Annotated in this window: 15 protein-coding genes and 1 tRNA gene; 3 read left to right on the forward strand and 13 right to left on the reverse strand. The window is 69.9% G+C overall.

The genetic code is table 11. The features are described 5' to 3' along the window. Nucleotides 1–4 precede the first annotated feature (4 nt). The 3 genes from crtI to QFZ50_RS11450 are packed head-to-tail and all read right to left on the reverse strand — an operon-like array spanning nt 5 to nt 3,591. The gene (gene crtI / locus QFZ50_RS11440) at nt 5–1,627 is read right to left on the reverse strand and encodes a phytoene desaturase family protein (RefSeq protein WP_307084263.1); all 1,623 of its coding nucleotides are present in this window, start codon (nt 1,625–1,627) and stop codon (nt 5–7) included. Further along, entirely contained in the window at nt 1,624–2,523 is a 900-nt protein-coding gene (locus QFZ50_RS11445) for a phytoene/squalene synthase family protein (RefSeq protein WP_307084265.1), read from the reverse strand. Before QFZ50_RS11445 ends, crtI begins: the two co-directional genes overlap by 4 nt. After that, complete coding sequence (locus tag QFZ50_RS11450) at nt 2,524–3,591, reverse strand: polyprenyl synthetase family protein (protein WP_307084267.1); 1,068 nt, start codon at nt 3,589–3,591, stop codon at nt 2,524–2,526. A 119-nt stretch (nt 3,592–3,710) separates the two neighbouring features. Here QFZ50_RS11450 and idi point away from each other — a divergent pair, with 119 nt between their 5' ends. Together idi and QFZ50_RS11460 are read left to right on the forward strand one after the other, a co-directional pair. Next, the gene (gene idi / locus QFZ50_RS11455; protein WP_307084269.1) at nt 3,711–4,319 is read left to right on the forward strand and encodes an isopentenyl-diphosphate Delta-isomerase; all 609 of its coding nucleotides are present in this window, start codon (nt 3,711–3,713) and stop codon (nt 4,317–4,319) included. Nucleotides 4,320–4,397: 78 nt separating this feature from the next. Then, on the forward strand, nt 4,398–5,597 hold the full coding sequence (locus QFZ50_RS11460) for an acetyl-CoA C-acetyltransferase (protein ID WP_307084271.1): 1,200 nt from the start codon (nt 4,398–4,400) through the stop codon (nt 5,595–5,597). Between the two features lie 120 nt (nt 5,598–5,717). On the opposite strand, the gene rplL is transcribed toward QFZ50_RS11460, so the two are convergent. The 8 genes from rplL to QFZ50_RS11500 all read right to left on the reverse strand — a co-directional run bounded on the left by rplL (nt 5,718) and on the right by QFZ50_RS11500 (nt 11,129). Beyond that, nucleotides 5,718–6,098, reverse strand: coding sequence for a 50S ribosomal protein L7/L12 (gene rplL / locus QFZ50_RS11465; protein WP_307084273.1), 381 nt, complete (start codon nt 6,096–6,098; stop codon nt 5,718–5,720). 57 nt (nt 6,099–6,155) lie between these two features. Beyond that, nucleotides 6,156–6,755 (reverse strand): 50S ribosomal protein L10, encoded by a 600-nt coding sequence (rplJ, locus tag QFZ50_RS11470; RefSeq protein ID WP_105032935.1) that lies wholly within the window; start codon nt 6,753–6,755, stop codon nt 6,156–6,158. 285 nt (nt 6,756–7,040) lie between these two features. After that, nucleotides 7,041–8,144, reverse strand: coding sequence for a GNAT family N-acetyltransferase (locus tag QFZ50_RS11475; protein ID WP_307084275.1), 1,104 nt, complete (start codon nt 8,142–8,144; stop codon nt 7,041–7,043). Nucleotides 8,145–8,247: 103 nt separating this feature from the next. Next, the gene (gene rplA / locus QFZ50_RS11480; RefSeq protein ID WP_307084277.1) at nt 8,248–8,952 is read right to left on the reverse strand and encodes a 50S ribosomal protein L1; all 705 of its coding nucleotides are present in this window, start codon (nt 8,950–8,952) and stop codon (nt 8,248–8,250) included. A 147-nt stretch (nt 8,953–9,099) separates the two neighbouring features. Next, nucleotides 9,100–9,531: a 50S ribosomal protein L11 gene (rplK, locus tag QFZ50_RS11485; protein WP_087030133.1), complete on the reverse strand. Its 432-nt coding sequence runs from the start codon at nt 9,529–9,531 to the stop codon at nt 9,100–9,102. A gap of 122 nt (nt 9,532–9,653) precedes the next feature. Beyond that, entirely contained in the window at nt 9,654–10,553 is a 900-nt protein-coding gene (nusG, locus tag QFZ50_RS11490; RefSeq protein WP_307084280.1) for a transcription termination/antitermination protein NusG, read from the reverse strand. A 92-nt stretch (nt 10,554–10,645) separates the two neighbouring features. Then, nucleotides 10,646–10,903 (reverse strand): preprotein translocase subunit SecE, encoded by a 258-nt coding sequence (gene secE, locus QFZ50_RS11495; RefSeq protein WP_307084282.1) that lies wholly within the window; start codon nt 10,901–10,903, stop codon nt 10,646–10,648. Nucleotides 10,904–11,056: 153 nt separating this feature from the next. Beyond that, nucleotides 11,057–11,129: transfer RNA gene (locus QFZ50_RS11500), tRNA-Trp, on the reverse strand. 256 nt (nt 11,130–11,385) lie between these two features. On the opposite strand from QFZ50_RS11500, the gene QFZ50_RS11505 reads away from it, so the two are divergent. Next, nucleotides 11,386–12,621 (forward strand): pyridoxal phosphate-dependent aminotransferase, encoded by a 1,236-nt coding sequence (locus QFZ50_RS11505; protein ID WP_307084284.1) that lies wholly within the window; start codon nt 11,386–11,388, stop codon nt 12,619–12,621. 13 nt (nt 12,622–12,634) lie between these two features. Here QFZ50_RS11505 and QFZ50_RS11510 read toward each other — a convergent pair whose 3' ends face one another. Then, nucleotides 12,635–13,315 (reverse strand): LuxR C-terminal-related transcriptional regulator, encoded by a 681-nt coding sequence (locus QFZ50_RS11510; RefSeq protein WP_307086786.1) that lies wholly within the window; start codon nt 13,313–13,315, stop codon nt 12,635–12,637. Nucleotides 13,316–13,434: 119 nt separating this feature from the next. Beyond that, the gene (locus tag QFZ50_RS11515; RefSeq protein ID WP_307084286.1) at nt 13,435–14,766 is read right to left on the reverse strand and encodes an ATP-binding protein; all 1,332 of its coding nucleotides are present in this window, start codon (nt 14,764–14,766) and stop codon (nt 13,435–13,437) included. Nucleotides 14,767–14,842: the final 76 nt, after the last annotated feature.

Raw genomic sequence — 14,842 nt, forward strand, 5'->3', positions numbered from 1 at the left:
AGACCTAGCGGGCTGCCGGCTCCGGCAGCGGCCCCGTGCTGGTGTCACCCCGCAGCCGCTTGACGATGAGCTCCGCGCTGATCAGGCACATGGGGATGCCGATCCCCGGCACGGTGGAGCTGCCGGCGTAGAACAGGTTGTCGACCTTCGCGCTCCGGTTGGAGCCCCGGAAGAACGCGCTCTGCTTCAGGATGTGCGCCGGTCCGAGCGAGGTGCCGCGCCAGGCGTTGAGATCGTCCGCGAAGTCCTGCGGACCGTAGCTGCGGCGCAGGACGACGCGCTCCGCGAGATCCGGGATGCCGGCCCACGTGGCGATCTGCCCGATGACGGCGTCGGCGATCTCCTCCACCCGGGCGTCTCCCCCGCCCGCCAGGCCTCCCCTGCCGATCGTCACGTCGGCCGGGATGGGCACGAGGACGAAGACGTTCTCATGGCCCTCCGGCGCCACGGAGTCGTCGGTGGCGCTGGGCCGGCAGACGTACAGCGACGCCGGCGAGGGGACGGAGGTCTCCTTGCCGAAGATCCGGCCGAAGTTGTCGCGCCAGTCGGTGGTGAACAGCAGCGTGTGGTGCTCGAGCTGCGGCAGCCCGCCCCGGACGCCCAGGTAGAGCAGGAGGGCGCTCGGCCCGGGGACGCGCTTCTCCCAGTACGTCTCCGGGTAGGTCTGCAGGCCGGTCGGCAGCAGCGTGGTCTCGGTGTGGTGGAGGTCCGCGGCGGAGACGACGATGTCGGCACCGATGGACGTCGTGGTGCCGCCGCTGCGGTAGGTGACCGCGCGCACGCTGGCCGCCCGGCGATCGAGCGGGGAGCGTCCGGGGGTGCGGTGGTCGGTGTCGATCGCGGTGACGTCGGCGCCCGTGCGGATCTCGACGCCGGCAGCCACGGCGACGCGGCGCATCGCCTCGATGAGGGTGGTGAAGCCCCCCATGGGGTAGAGCACGCCGTCATCGAGGTCGAGGTGGCTCATGAGGTGGTACATGCTCGGCGCGTCGAAGGGCGAGCTGCCGAGGAACACGGCCGGGTAGCCGAGGATCTGCCGGATGCGGGGATCCGTGAAGCGCTTCTCGACGAAGGACTGCAGTGGCTGCAGCAACAGCGCACCGATGCGTGGGAGCCGCTTCAGGACATCGGGGCGCAGGAACGGCAGGAACGACTGGTAGGTCGAGTAGAGGAAGCGCTTCTTGGCGATCTCGTAGGCGTCCTCGGCCGAGTCGAGGTACCGGGAGAGCTGCTCCCCCGCTCCGGCCTCCAGGGATTCGAAGAGCTTCGTGACGGCCTCGCGGTCCGCGGGCACGTCGACGGTGTCGAGCCCGTCCTCGAAGACCACGCGGTAGCCCGGGTCGAGCTTCACGAGGTCGAGCTGCTCGTCGGCGCTCGTGCCCATCAGCTTGAAGAAGTGGTCGATGACCTCGGGCATCAGGTACCAGGAGGGACCGGTGTCGAAGCGGAAGCCGTCCTGTTCCCAGGACCCCGCGCGGCCGCCGACCCGGTCGCGCTTCTCCAGCAGCGTGACGCGGTGGCCCTCCCGCGCCAGCAGGGCTGCGGTGGCCAGGCCGCCGATCCCGCCGCCGATGACGACGACGTCCTGTCCGCCCACCCGGGAACGCTCGCTCTGCTGTGCGGTCATGCCGTCCTCTCCTGCGCGGTGGCTTCCGGTATCGCGCGACCGGTGAAGGCTTGCGCCAGGATGCGGAACTTCACCGGGTTGGGGACCCGGATGCGTGCTCGGAGGAGCTCGGAGGCGGGGGTGCGCCGGAGCCGGGCCGCGAGTTCGGTGAACAGGCCCTGGGCGAGGGCGACGGCGCGGCGGGGCGTGGCGGGCAGGCCCGGGAGCGCGGCGGCGGAGATCCGCAGGTCCTCATCGATGTCGTCGAGCAGGCGGATCTTGTCTGCCTCGCCGAAACTGCCGGGGCGGACGCCCGGGAAGTAGCTGCGCCCGAGGGTCGAGAAGTCCTCTGCGAGGTCGCGCAGGAAGTTGATCTTCTGGAAGGCGGCGCCGAGGTGCCGCGCCCCGTCCACGAGGACGGCGTCCTGCTCGGGGGTCACCGGCCGTCCGACGAGGAAGGCCTTCAGGCACATGAGCCCGACGACCTCGGCCGACCCGTACACGTACAGGTCGAAGGACTCGGGGGTGTGCTCGCGCTGGGTGATGTCCGCGCGCATCGAGGCGAAGAAGGGCCGCGTGAGGTCCGTGCCGATCCCGGTGCTCCTCGCCGTCACCGCGAAGGCGTGCACCACGAGGTTGGCGCTGTACCCGGTGGCCATCGCCTGCTCGGCCTCGCGCTCGAGGTCGTCGAGGAGCCGTTCCACCCCGGCGGCCGGGACGCCCGCCCCGGCCGCGGCGCCGTCGACGATCTCGTCGGCCACGCGGACGAGCGCGTACACCGCCTCGATGTGCGCACGCGTGGCGCGGTCCAGGGTGCGCGCGGCCAGTCCGAAGGACGTCGAGTAGGAGCGGATCACCTCGGCGGAGGTCCGATAGGCGGCAGCGTCGTAGCGCGCGAGGGAGTCCCGGACGCCCACTCAGCGCACCCGGTCCACGACGGCCGTCACCACGGGCTCGAGAGCCGTGCGCAGCGCCGGCGGTACGGCACCGGACTCGAGGTGGGTGCGGGCCCGGGACGCGTAGTCCGCCGCGAGATCCGCCGAGTAGTCCCGGGCGCCGCTGTCGACGAGGATGCGCCGGACGTAGTCGGCGTCCGAGGCGGACATTCCGGGACTGCCGACCAGCGAGGAGATGCTGCTCCACTCCGGGCGGTCCGCGACGAAGGACATCAGGGCGGTGCGCTTCCCCTCGCGCAGGTCACCCCAGTTGGTCTTCCCGGTGCGTGTCTCGTTGCCGAAGACACCCAGCAGGTCGTCCGCGATCTGGTAGGCGATCCCGGCGTCGCGTCCGAAGTCGCCGAGCCGCCCGATGACCTCCTCGTCGGCGCCCGCGAGGACGGCGCCGGCCTGCAGCGGTCCCTCGAAGGAGTAGACGGAGGTCTTCAGCCGGGCCATCTGCACGATGTCCTCGAGGGGAGGCATGGCGGGATCCAGCGAGGACTCGATGTCGAGGAACTCTCCCGCGGCCGAGGCGAAGACCGCCTCGTCGAGGATCTGCCCGAGGCGGCGGCGCGTGGCGGTCGGTGCCTCGATGCGCTCGAGCAGCCGGTAGGCGTTGGACAGCGCGAGGTCGCCCGCGATCACCCCGGCCGACAGCCCCACGTGGCGTGCCCCCTCGGGGGACAGTCCTGCACCCTCGGCGACGCTGCGGTAGTGCCCGGAGACGTTGGGGATGCCGCGGCGGACGAAGTCCCGGTCGATCACGTCGTCGTGCACGATCAGGGCCGTGTGCAGCAGTTCGAAGGCCGCGCCGAGTTCGGCGGCGTTCTCGATGTCCCGGCCGCCGAGCATCTGGTATGCGGACATGACCATGCGGGGGCGGAACCGCTTGCCGCCGGCGGTGCACCGTTCGAGGGTCTCCCACAGGGCGTGGTAGCCGGGACCGATCTTCGCCGCGCGGACCTTGGACTCCTCGAAGAATCGCCCGAGGGCATCCTCGACCTGCTCGAGCCCGCCGGGCTCGACGAGCAGGGTGTCCATGTCCATAGGTAAAGTAAACAACGGATACTGCGCTCCTGACGAAATGCGGGGCGCAGGCAGCCCGATGGGCTGCCCGGCGCAGGCGGACCCGCCGGCCGGACCACCGGCGAAAAAAGGGTGCCACGATGGCGAGCGAAGCAGGGACCACGCGGCAGGACGCGGCAGGATCGGACCGGACGGGCGCGGAGACCGAGCTCGTGGTGCTGCTGGCCGAGGACGGCACCCCCCGTGGGACACACGAGAAGTCGACCGTCCACACGCTCGACACACCCCTCCACCTCGCCTTCTCCACGCACGTGTTCGACGATGCCGGGCGCATCCTCGTGACCCGGCGGGCCCTGTCCAAGAAGGCGTGGCCGGGCGTGTGGACCAACTCCTTCTGCGGCCACCCCGCCCCCGGGGAGGCCTTCGAGGACGCGGTGAACCGCCGTGCCACCCAGGAGCTCGGCTTCACGGTCCGGGACATCCGGCCCGCGCTCCCGGACTTCCGGTACCGCGCCGTCGATGCGTCGGGCATCGTCGAGAACGAGATCTGCCCCGTCTACACCGCCGTCGCCGAGAGCGCCGTGGACCCCCTGCCCGAGGAGGTCATGGACTTCCAGTGGGTGGACGCCCCGCACCTCGTCCGCGCGGTCACCGCGACACCGTGGGCCTTCAGCCCCTGGCTCACGCTCCAGCTCCCCCTGCTCTACCCGCAGGGCGCCGACGGCCCGGGCCCGCGCGGGTCTGCCTGACCCCGGCAGCAGGGGGAACGGGTCTGCAGCACCTACGCTGATAGCGGCACCATTTCAACGACGAAAGAGAGTTTCGCCATGGCGACACCCACGCCAACGCCCGACGACGTCGTCCTCGTCGGCGGAGCCCGGACACCCCTCGGGCGCCTCAACGGACAGCTCGCCTCCTTCACCGCCGTCGAGCTCGGCGCGCTCGCCATCGCCGGCGCCCTGGACCGCGCGGGCGTCGAACCCGCCGCGGTCGACGCCGTCATCATGGGCCACGTGGTGCAGGCAGGCTGCGGCCAGAACCCGGCACGGCAGTCCGCGGTCAAGGCCGGCATCCCCTGGACCGTCCCCGCCGTCACCGTGAACAAGGTCTGCCTCTCCGGCCTGACCGCCGTGATCGACGCCGTCCGGCTCATCCGCAGCGGCGAGGCCCGCGTGGTCGTGGCCGGCGGCCAGGAGTCGATGACCCGTGGGCCGCACCTCCTGCCGGGCTCCCGCCAGGGCTGGACCTACGGCTCCCTGCAGGCCCTGGACTCCGTGGCCCACGACGGCCTGACCGATGCGTTCGACGACGAGTCCATGGGAGCCTCGACGGAGCGCGGCAACGTGCGCCTCGAGATCCCCCGCACCGCCCAGGACGAGGTCGCGGCGGCCTCCCACCGGCGCGCGGCGGCCGCGACCGACGGCGGGGTGCTCGCCGAGGAGATCGTCCCCGTCGCCGTCCGGCAGAGGAAGGGCGACGACGTCGTCCTCACCGCCGACGAGGGGATCCGGCCGGCGACCACGGTCGAGACGCTCGCGAAGCTGCGCCCCGCGTTCAACCCGGACGGCGCCATCACGGCAGGCAACTCCTCGCCCCTGTCCGACGGCGCCGCCGCACTCGTCGTCACCACGCGCGCCTACGCCGAGGAGGCGGGACTCACCGTACTCGCCGTCGTCGGGCCGCCCGGGCAGGTCGCGGGACCGGACAACACGCTGCACTCCCAGCCCTCGGCCGCCATCCGGCAGGCCCTCGACCGCGCCGGCTGGATGCCCGCGGATCTGGACTTCATCGAGATCAACGAGGCGTTCGGGTCCGTGGCGGTCCAGTCGCTCAAGGACCTCGACTACCCGTTGGAGAAATGCAACATCCATGGCGGGGCCATCGCCCTGGGCCACCCGATCGGCGCCTCCGGCACGCGGCTCGCCCTGCACGCGGCGATGGAGCTGGCACGGCGCGGCAGCGGCAGGTCGGCAGTGAGCCTGTGCGGCGGCGGCGGCCAGGGCGAGGCACTCCTGCTCTGGCGCTGAGCGGCCGCGCCGGACCACCGGCCGGCACCCACGACGCGAAAAGACCCCCGCTTCGAGTGAAGCGGGGGTCTTTCCGTCCTGCAGCGGTTCCGGCGGAGGCCGGCCGCGGATACAGCTGTGTTACTTGAGGGTAACGGTGGCGCCGGCGGCCTCGAGGGCCTCCTTGGCCTTCTCTGCGGCTTCCTTGGTGGCGCCTTCGAGGACTGCCTTGGGGGCGCTGTCGACAACGTCCTTGGCTTCCTTGAGGCCCAGCGAGGTGAGCGCGCGAACTTCCTTGATCACTGCGATCTTCTTGTCGCCGGCAGCCTCGAGGACGACGTCGAACGCGGTCTGCTCCTCTTCGGCTGCTTCGCCGGCGCCGCCGCCGGCGGGGCCTGCGACTGCAACGGCAGCAGCGGTGACATCGAAGGTCTCCTCGAACAGCTTTACGAAGTCCGAGAGTTCAATGATGGACAGTTCCTTGAAAGCTTCAATGAGCTCTTCGTTGGTGAGCTTCGCCATGGGAGGCGTCCTTCCTGTAGTGGTGCACTGCACCGGAGTGTGTGGGGCGAAGTGAAACTAGTTCGCTTCGGTTGCTGCGGCTTCCTCGGCGGGAGCCTCCGTGGCGGCCTCTGCGGGAGCAGCGGCCTCCTCGGCTGCAGGAGCGTCAGCGTCGGCTGCAGGTGCAGCGCCGCTTTCCTCCTCGAGCTTGATGCGCAGTGCATCGACGGTGCGAGCCAGGGCGGACATCGGCGCCTTGAGGACACCTGCCACCCGGGCGAGCTGGAGTTCGCGCGACTCGAGGGCCGCCAGGGCGACGACCTCGGAGGCGTTCAGGGCCTTGCCCTCGAAGATTCCGGTCTTGATGACGAGCTTCGGGTTGGCTTTCGCGAAATCCGTGAGGCTCTTGGCTGCAGCGACGGCGTCACCCTTGATGAAGGCGATCGCGGTGGGTCCGGACAGCTGGCCGTCGAACGCGTCGATGCCCGCCTCCTTCGCCGCGATGCCGGTCAGGGTGTTCTTGACGACGGAGAACTTGTTGTCGTTGCCGAGGGCACGACGCAGGTCCTTGAGCTGAGCGACGGTGAGCCCGCGGTATTCGGTCAGGACAGCGGCGGTGGAATCCTTGAAATCGGTGGTGATCTCATCCACTGCAGAAACCTTGGTTGGCGTTGCCATAACCCTCCTTCCGGGGATATGCGCCGGTTTTCCAGCCCCAATGGAAACGCCCCGCGCAGATGCACGGGGCCTTGCTCGACACGGGCGCGGGGCCGGTGGAGAGGAGCTTCGTATCACCTGCGTAGGCCGTCCCTCACGGGAACTTTCGGATCTTCGTCCTTCTTCCGGTGAGCACACGGATGCACTCTGAGGAAGCGGAGGTGGATCGACCGACGGTCTTTGGTCCTCCAAGCGTACGCGACGCGGGCGGGCCGACCAAATCGTGGGGCCCCGCCCGCCCCGTCGCTACGGCAGGACCTTCTGCCATCCTGCGGTGCGTCCCGCCGGTCGGAAGCCGAGGGCCACGTTGACGTCGAGCATGAACGTGTTCTCCTCGGCGTTCCAGGTGTAGACGCGCTGCGCGTCCGGCCACTCGACGAGCGCCCGCCGGAGGTTCGCCGCCTTCAGGCGCATCCCGAGCCGGTGCCCGCGGTGCTCCTTCAGCACGAGCGTGTCCTCCTGGTACACCACGGCCGGTCTCGAGGCGAAACGCTCGAGGATGGTGTGCCCCACCAGGTGCCCGGTCGTCTCGTGCCGCACCGCGCAGACGAGGCTCGAGGTGCCTACCTCGAGTGCCGTCTCCTCCGTCTGCCGGATGCGCGCCGCATCCCACAGCTCCTCCTCCTGGGCGAAGCCACCGAGCGGAGGGTCCGTACTCATGCGCCGGCGCAGGAGCGCATAGTCCTCCACCAGATGATCGGGGCACCGGCCCGTCCAGGTGAGGAGCGCGTACCGCCCCGGGGCCGTCGCAGCGGCCCCGGACTCCAGCGCGGCGAGACCGTGCGGCGCGGCCGCGCTCCCCCGCAGCCCGGCGAGCTCGAGGACGCTCTGGCGATCCACCTGGACGAGATCGAAGCCCGAGCGCAGGGCGAGGACGGCCGAGGCGTCGTCGGCAGGGAATCCGCCGGCCCCCGTCGGCGGCACGAGGAACCGCGCCCCCGATCCGTCGGGCCCGTCCACGCGCGCGTCGCTCCAGGACATGAGGACGGCCCTCCCTCGGGATGCCGCCTGCTGCTCGATGAAGGCGAGCAGGGCCGTGGCCGTGCCGCGCCGCCGGTGTGCGGGCAGCACCTCGATCTGGAGGTAGGCCGTCCGCAGGTTGTCGCGCTGCGGGATACTGAGGCGGGCGTTCGCGACGATGGCGCCGTCCTCCCGCGCCACACCGAGCACGCGCTCGCGGTCCGGGGTGGGCTGCATCAGGGTGAGGCGTTCCTCCACCTCCAGCCGGAAGTCGTCGTGGCCCCACAGCGCGCTCTCCACCGCGTTGCTGACCGCGGCGCTCCGTGCGAAGTCTCCCCCTGAGGCGTCGAGGGTCGCGGGGATCGGGAGCTGCTCGATCGTGATGGCCATCGGCCCAGCATAGGTCCAGTGATTGGGATTACTCAACCACTGTTGGCGGCGGACACGAAAAAGCCCCGCGGCGCATGCCGCGGGGCTCTCTCGGGTGGTCGACCTAGACGGTGAACACCTTGGTGACGTTCGGGTCGACGGAGATGCCGGGACCGAAGGTGGTGGAGACCGTGGCCTTCTGGATGTAGCGGCCCTTCGAAGCCGACGGCTTCAGGCGGAGGATCTCCTCGAGTGCAGCGGCGTAGTTCTCGCCCAGCTTCTGCTCGTCGAAGGAGACCTTCCCGATGATGAAGTGGAGGTTGGAGTGCTTGTCGACGCGGAAGTCGATCTTTCCACCCTTGATGTCGGTGACGGCCTTGGCGACGTCCGCCGTGACCGTGCCGGTCTTCGGGTTGGGCATCAGGTTGCGGGGGCCCAGGATCTTTCCGAGGCGTCCCACCTTGCCCATGAGGTCGGGGGTCGCGACCGCTGCGTCGAAGTCGGTCCAACCGCCGGAGACCTTCTCGATCATGTCGTCGGAACCGACGAAGTCGGCGCCGGCCGCGATGGCGGCCTCTGCCCGGTCACCGGTCGCGAAAACCAGGACGCGGGCGGTCTTGCCGGTGCCGTGGGGGAGGTTCACGGTGCCGCGAACCATCTGGTCCGCCTTGCGGGGGTCCACTCCGAGGCGGAAGGACACCTCCACCGTCGCGTCGAACTTCGACGGGTTGGTCTCCTTCGCGAGGACTACCGCTTCGAGGGGGGCGTACTGCTTGTCCGCCTCGATCTTCGCGGCAGCTCCCTTGTATGCTTTGCTGCGCTGTGCCATCTGCTTGTTCTCCTTATGCAGTCGTGGTCGTCGGACCGCGCCGGGCCCTGCCACTCACGCCGTCCCGCTCCCGCGGTGCCGTCGTGCTGTGAAATGGTGGTGTGCCCTCGTCCGGAGGTACCGGACACGGGCGGGGTGGTGGGGCTGTCAGCCCTCGACCGTGATGCCCATGGAACGGGCGGTGCCGGCGATGATCTTCGCCGCTGCCTGCACGTCGTTGGCGTTGAGGTCTTCCATCTTCATGGTGGCGATCTCCTCGACCTGGGCGTTGGTCAGCTTCGCGACCTTCACCGTGTGAGGCGTACCGGAGCCCTTGGCGACGCCGGCAGCCTTCTTGATCAGCTCGGCGGCCGGAGGGGTCTTGGTGATGAAGGTGAACGAGCGGTCCTCGTACACCGTGATCTCCACGGGGATGACGTTTCCACGCTGGGATTCCGTCGCGGCGTTGTACGCCTTGCAGAATTCCATGATGTTGACACCGTGCTGGCCAAGCGCGGGACCGATCGGAGGAGCCGGGTTGGCGGCGCCTGCGTTGATCTGCAGCTTGATGAGGCCGGTGACCTTTTTCTTGGGGGCCATGAAAGGGTCCTTCTCTTGCATTGCGTTCCCGCCGGACAGGAGCGTCCTGCGGGGTGGTGGCCGTTCTGGCGTGACGGCCTGACGGCGCTCCCCGACCAAGCAAGCCGGGTGGCGCCGAAGCTTTACTGGATCTTGGTGACCTGGTTGTACGAGAGCGTGACAGGCGTCTCGCGCTCGAAGATCGAGACGAGCACGACGAGCTGCTGCGACTCGTGCTTGATCTCCGAGATGGTCGCCGGGAGGGTCTCGAAGGGCCCCTCGTTGACGGTGACGGACTCGCCGACCTCGAAGTTGACGGTCGCCGGGGTGAACTGCGGCTGCACCGGCTTGCCCGACTCCGCGTCGGTGTGGACGATGGTGTGCTCGAGCATCGAGAACACCTCGTTGAGGCTCAGCGGGACAGGGTTGTGGGCGTTGCCGACGAAGCCGGTGACACCCGGCGTGTGCCGGACCGCACCCCAGGACTCGTCGGTGAGGTCCATCCGGACCAGGACGTAGCCGGGGATCCGCACGCGGTTGACGATCTTCCGCGTGGTGTTCTTGATCTCGACGACCTCTTCCATCGGTACCTGGATCTCGAAGATGTAATCTTCCATGTCCAGCGTCTGGATGCGGGTCTCGAGGTTCGCCTTCACGCGGTTCTCGTAGCCGGCGTAGGAGTGGATGACGTACCAGTCACCCTCCTGGCGGCGGAGCTTGGCCTTGAAGTCGGCGACCGGGTCCGGAGCCTCTTCGGCGGGGGCGTCGTCGCCCTCCGACCCGGTGGCCTCGTCGATCGAGCCGGCGGCCTCGTCGACGGCGTCCGTGGCGGTCGCCTCGATGTCGGCGTCGGCCGCGTCCGAGGCGTCGGCCTCGACGTCGTCCGCGAGGAGCCCGTCCTCGGCGGTGACATCGGTGGCGGAGGGGTAGGCGCCGGAATCCTCAGCAGGCACGTCGAGGTCGGAGTCCGCCTCTACTGCGTACTCCTCGTTCTCCAGACCATCTTCGGGAGTGATCTGCCGTTCGAGTTCTTGCTCGGACACCTAGCCGCCTGCTTTCGAAAGTTGTCTTGCTTGCCTGTACTCAATCCGACACGTCAACAGCCGTACCGGAGCGTGCATTCCTGCGGTCGGGATCAGTTGTCGCCGAAGACCCATACCGCGCCGGCCCCGAACAGGAGGTCCAGGGCGGTCACGACGAGCATCATGATGACCACGAAGGCGAGGACGGTGATGGTGAATCGAACCAGTTCCCGGCGGGTTGGTGTGACGACCTTCCCCAGCTCCGCGAGGACCTGGCGGATGAACAGCATGATGCGTCCGAAGAACCCGCGTCGGGGAGCCTTCTTCTCGGCGGGGCTTCCCTTGGAGCTGCTCGCAGCCGTATCGGTCACCGTCAACCTCATCAATCTGTGTGGTGTTCCAGCCGGACCACCAGTGGCGCCCCCAGCTGATCATGTTTACCGCCGCGCGGGGCCTGTGCCTGCGCCGGGGCTTCGTGATCTTTTTCTGCCGTGCCTTCGCCAGCTACCTGCGAAGGCTACGCGCAGGGCAGACAGGACTCGAACCTGCAACCTGCGGTTTTGGAGACCGCTGCGCTACCAATTGCGCCACTACCCTTTGGTTTTGAAGACGTACAGCTTCCATTCCGGACGGCCCGTCGAGGGCACGATCCATCATGGTGTTTCAACACCGAGGAACAAGTCTACGCACTCACCGGCGGAACGTCGAACCGGGCGCCCCGATCGGCGTCCGGACGGCGTTCTCCGCGGCTCGCGCGCGGTTCCTGCGGCACCGTGACGCCTCCGGTCGGGGCCCCGCAGGTGCCAGCACCTAAGCTGGAAGCTGACAGCAGACCCTCACGGAACGGGACCCGATGAACGCGACGACCGACGACTCACTCCGCGCAGCACTCCCCCGGATCTCCCGGCGGATCGACTCGATCGCGGAGTCGGCGACGCTGGCTGTCGACGCGAAGGCCAAGGCGCTGAAGGCGGCCGGACGCCCGGTCATCGGGTTCGGCGCGGGTGAGCCCGACTTCCCCACTCCGGACTACATCGTCGAGGCGGCGATCGCGGCTGCACGCCAGCCCAGGTTCCACCGGTACTCCCCGGCCGGCGGGCTCCCCGAGCTCAAGCAGGCGATCGCCGAGAAGACCCTGCGTGACTCCGGGTACGCGGTGGATCCCGCCCAGGTGCTCGTGACGAACGGCGGCAAGCAGGCCGTCTACGAGTCCTTCGCGGGCCTCCTCGATCCGGGGGACGAGGTCCTCGTGCCCACCCCGTTCTGGACCACCTATCCGGAGGCCATCCGTCTCGCGGGAGGCGTGCCCGTCGAGGTGTTCGCCGGCCCCGAGCAGGGCTATCTCGTGACGGTCGACCAGCTCGAGGCCGCTTTGACGCCGCGCACGAAGGTGCTGCTGTTCGTGTCGCCGTCGAACCCGACGGGCGCCGTGTACGGCGCGGACGCCGTGCGGGAGATCGGGGAATGGGCTGCGGCGCGCGGGCTCTGGGTCGTGACGGACGAGATCTACGAGCACCTGACGTACGACGGCCTGCCGTTCACCTCGATCGCGACGGCGGCGCCGTCCCTCGGTGACAAGGTGGTCATCCTCAACGGTGTCGCGAAGACCTACGCGATGACCGGCTGGCGTGTGGGCTGGATGGTCGGCCCGACGGACCTCGTGAAGGCCGCGACGAACCTGCAGTCGCACGCGACGTCGAACGTGTCGAACGTCCCGCAGATGGCGGCACTGGCCGCGGTCTCGGGACCGCTGACGGCCGTCGACGAGATGAAGGTGGCCTTCGACCGCCGCCGTCGGGCGATGGTCTCGGCGCTGAACGAGATCGAGGGCGTGGAGTGCCCCACGCCGCACGGCGCCTTCTACGCGTATGCGGACGTGCGGGCGCTGCTCGGCCGCAGCTTCGACGGGGTGGTGCCCGCGACGTCCGCCGAGCTCGCCGCGCTGATCCTCGAGAAGGTGGAGGTCGCCGTCGTGCCCGGCGAGGCCTTCGGACCCAGTGGCTACCTGCGGCTGTCCTACGCCCTCGGTGACGAGGACCTCGCGACCGGCGTCGCTCGCCTCCAGGAGTTCCTGGGCTCAGCGCGCTAGTCCCGGGGCGACCTCAGAGCAGTCTGCGCTCCGTGGCCCAGCGCGTCAGCTCGTGGCGTGAGGACAGCTGCAGCTTCCGGAGTACCGCGGACACGTGGGTCTCCACCGTCTTCACGGAGATGAAGAGTTCCTTCGCCGTCTCCTTGTAGCTGTAGCCGCGCGCGATGAGCCGCATGACCTCCAGTTCGCGTGCCGAGAGGCGGTCGAGCTCGTCGTCGACGGCCACGGACGCCGTTCCGAACGCATCGAGGACGAACCCGGCGAGGCGCGGGGAGAACACGGCGTCGCCCGAGGCGATGCGCTGGACCGCGTCGGTGATCTCGGGCCCCGAGATGGTCTTGGTGACGTAGCCGCGGGCGCCGGCGCGGATGACGGCGACGACGTCCTCGGCGGAGTCGGAGACGCTGAGGGCGAGGAACCGGGACGCCGCCCCGCGTTTGGCGCACCGGTGGATGACCTCGGCGCCGCCGCCGCCGCGTCCGCCCGGCAGGTGCACGTCGAGGAGGACGACGTCCGGCGCCGTGGACGTGATGACGGCCTCGGCCTCCTCCACCGTCGCGGCCTCACCGAGCACACGGATGACCGGCCCGAGCGCCGCGCGGAGGCCCGAGCGGAAGATCCCGTGGTCGTCGACGATCACCACGGACACCGTGGCGGGCACCGCCGTCTCCGTCAGCGGGTCGTCGCTGTCCATCGATACCCCTCCCCGGCCGTCCTGCAGCCTCTCGTCGTCCCGTGTCCGTCGTCCCGTGTCCGTCCCGCGCGGTGGGAACTCGGCGCCTTGCGTCATTGCCGCCAGCCTAGACGAACGGCCTAGGCGCTGCGCCCGACGGCGCTGGGCAGCCGCAGCCGCACCTCGGTGCCGTCCGCATCGCTCCGCAGGGCGGCCGAGCCGCCATGGCGCGTCATGCGGCTGTGGATCGATTCGCGGATCCCGAGGCGGTCCGGCGGGACGGCCGCCGGGTCGAACCCGGGTCCGCGGTCCCGGACGAACACCTCGACGGCATCGCTGCCTGCCTCGAGGTAGACGGACACCGCGACCCCCGCATGCTTCGCGGCATTGAGCATGGCCTCCCGTGCCGCCTGTGCCAGGGCGTCCTCGGCGGGCCCGAGGGCGGCGTCGCCCACGGCCACGACGGCGACCGGGTGGCCGTAGAGGTCCTCGATCTCGCCTGCCATGCCGCGCAGGCGCTCGGCGAGGCTACCCGGGTCACGGGCGGGATCGGCGAAGAGCCATTGACGCAGTTCACGCTCCTGGGCCCGGGCCAGGCGCAGCACGTCGGTCTCCGAATCGGCGCGGTTCTGGATGAGCGCGAGGGTCTGCAGGACGGAGTCGTGCAGGTGGGCTGCGATCTCCGCGCGCTCGGTCTCCCGCACGCGGCCCGCACGCTCCCTCTCGAGGTCGCGCCAGAATTTCAGGCCCCACGGGGCGAGGACCAGGCCCACCCCGGCGAGGACGGCGAGCACCGCGACGAGCGTGGCGACCGTCAGGGTCCACGAGCCGCTGCTGGACAGGGCGACGAGCACACCCGTCACCACGAGCACGATGCCCGCGAGCAGCCGCAGCGTTCCGCCGAACCGTCCAGCTCCCGCACGGTTCATGACCGTGGCCCGGCGCACCTCGTCCAGTTGCGCCCAGGCCAGGGCGGCGCCCGTCGCCACGACCGCGATCGGGACGAGGAAGCCCCAGTTGATCTGGACCCCGAGCAGCTGCACCACGAGCACGGCCGCCGCGAGGAGCAGGGCCGTACCGAACAGGATCTCCCGGCGGCCCGCGCTCAGGGTGCGCTCGCGCCACGACTCCGCATCGAGGAGACCGGCCGTCCCCGGGGAGGCGGGGGTGCGTGCACGCCCAGGAGCCGGCCCCGCCGCTCCGTCGGAACCCCCGAGACGCCCGGCATCCGTACCGACAGCGTCCATGAAGGCCGCGGGGCCGCTCTTCCGGCCCGCCTCCGCAGCCTTGTCCGCCGCGGTGGGGACGAAGATCCAGAGCCAGGCGTACAGCAGGATGCCGGCGCCCGAGGCGAGGGTCAGGAGGGCCATGCCCACACGGACCCAGGACCGTGAGACGCCCAGGTGCACCGCGAGCCCGGCGCAGACTCCGGCGATGACGCCGTCGGATCTGCGCAGCAGCGGTGGTCTCATAGCAACATCACAACATACGGGAGCCTCCTCGGGGCTGCTCCCGGAGAGGAATCAGGGCGTTCTCAGGGTTCAATCA

It is taken from the genome of Arthrobacter agilis (assembly GCF_030816075.1).
Lineage (GTDB): Bacteria > Actinomycetota > Actinomycetes > Actinomycetales > Micrococcaceae > Arthrobacter_D > Arthrobacter_D agilis_E.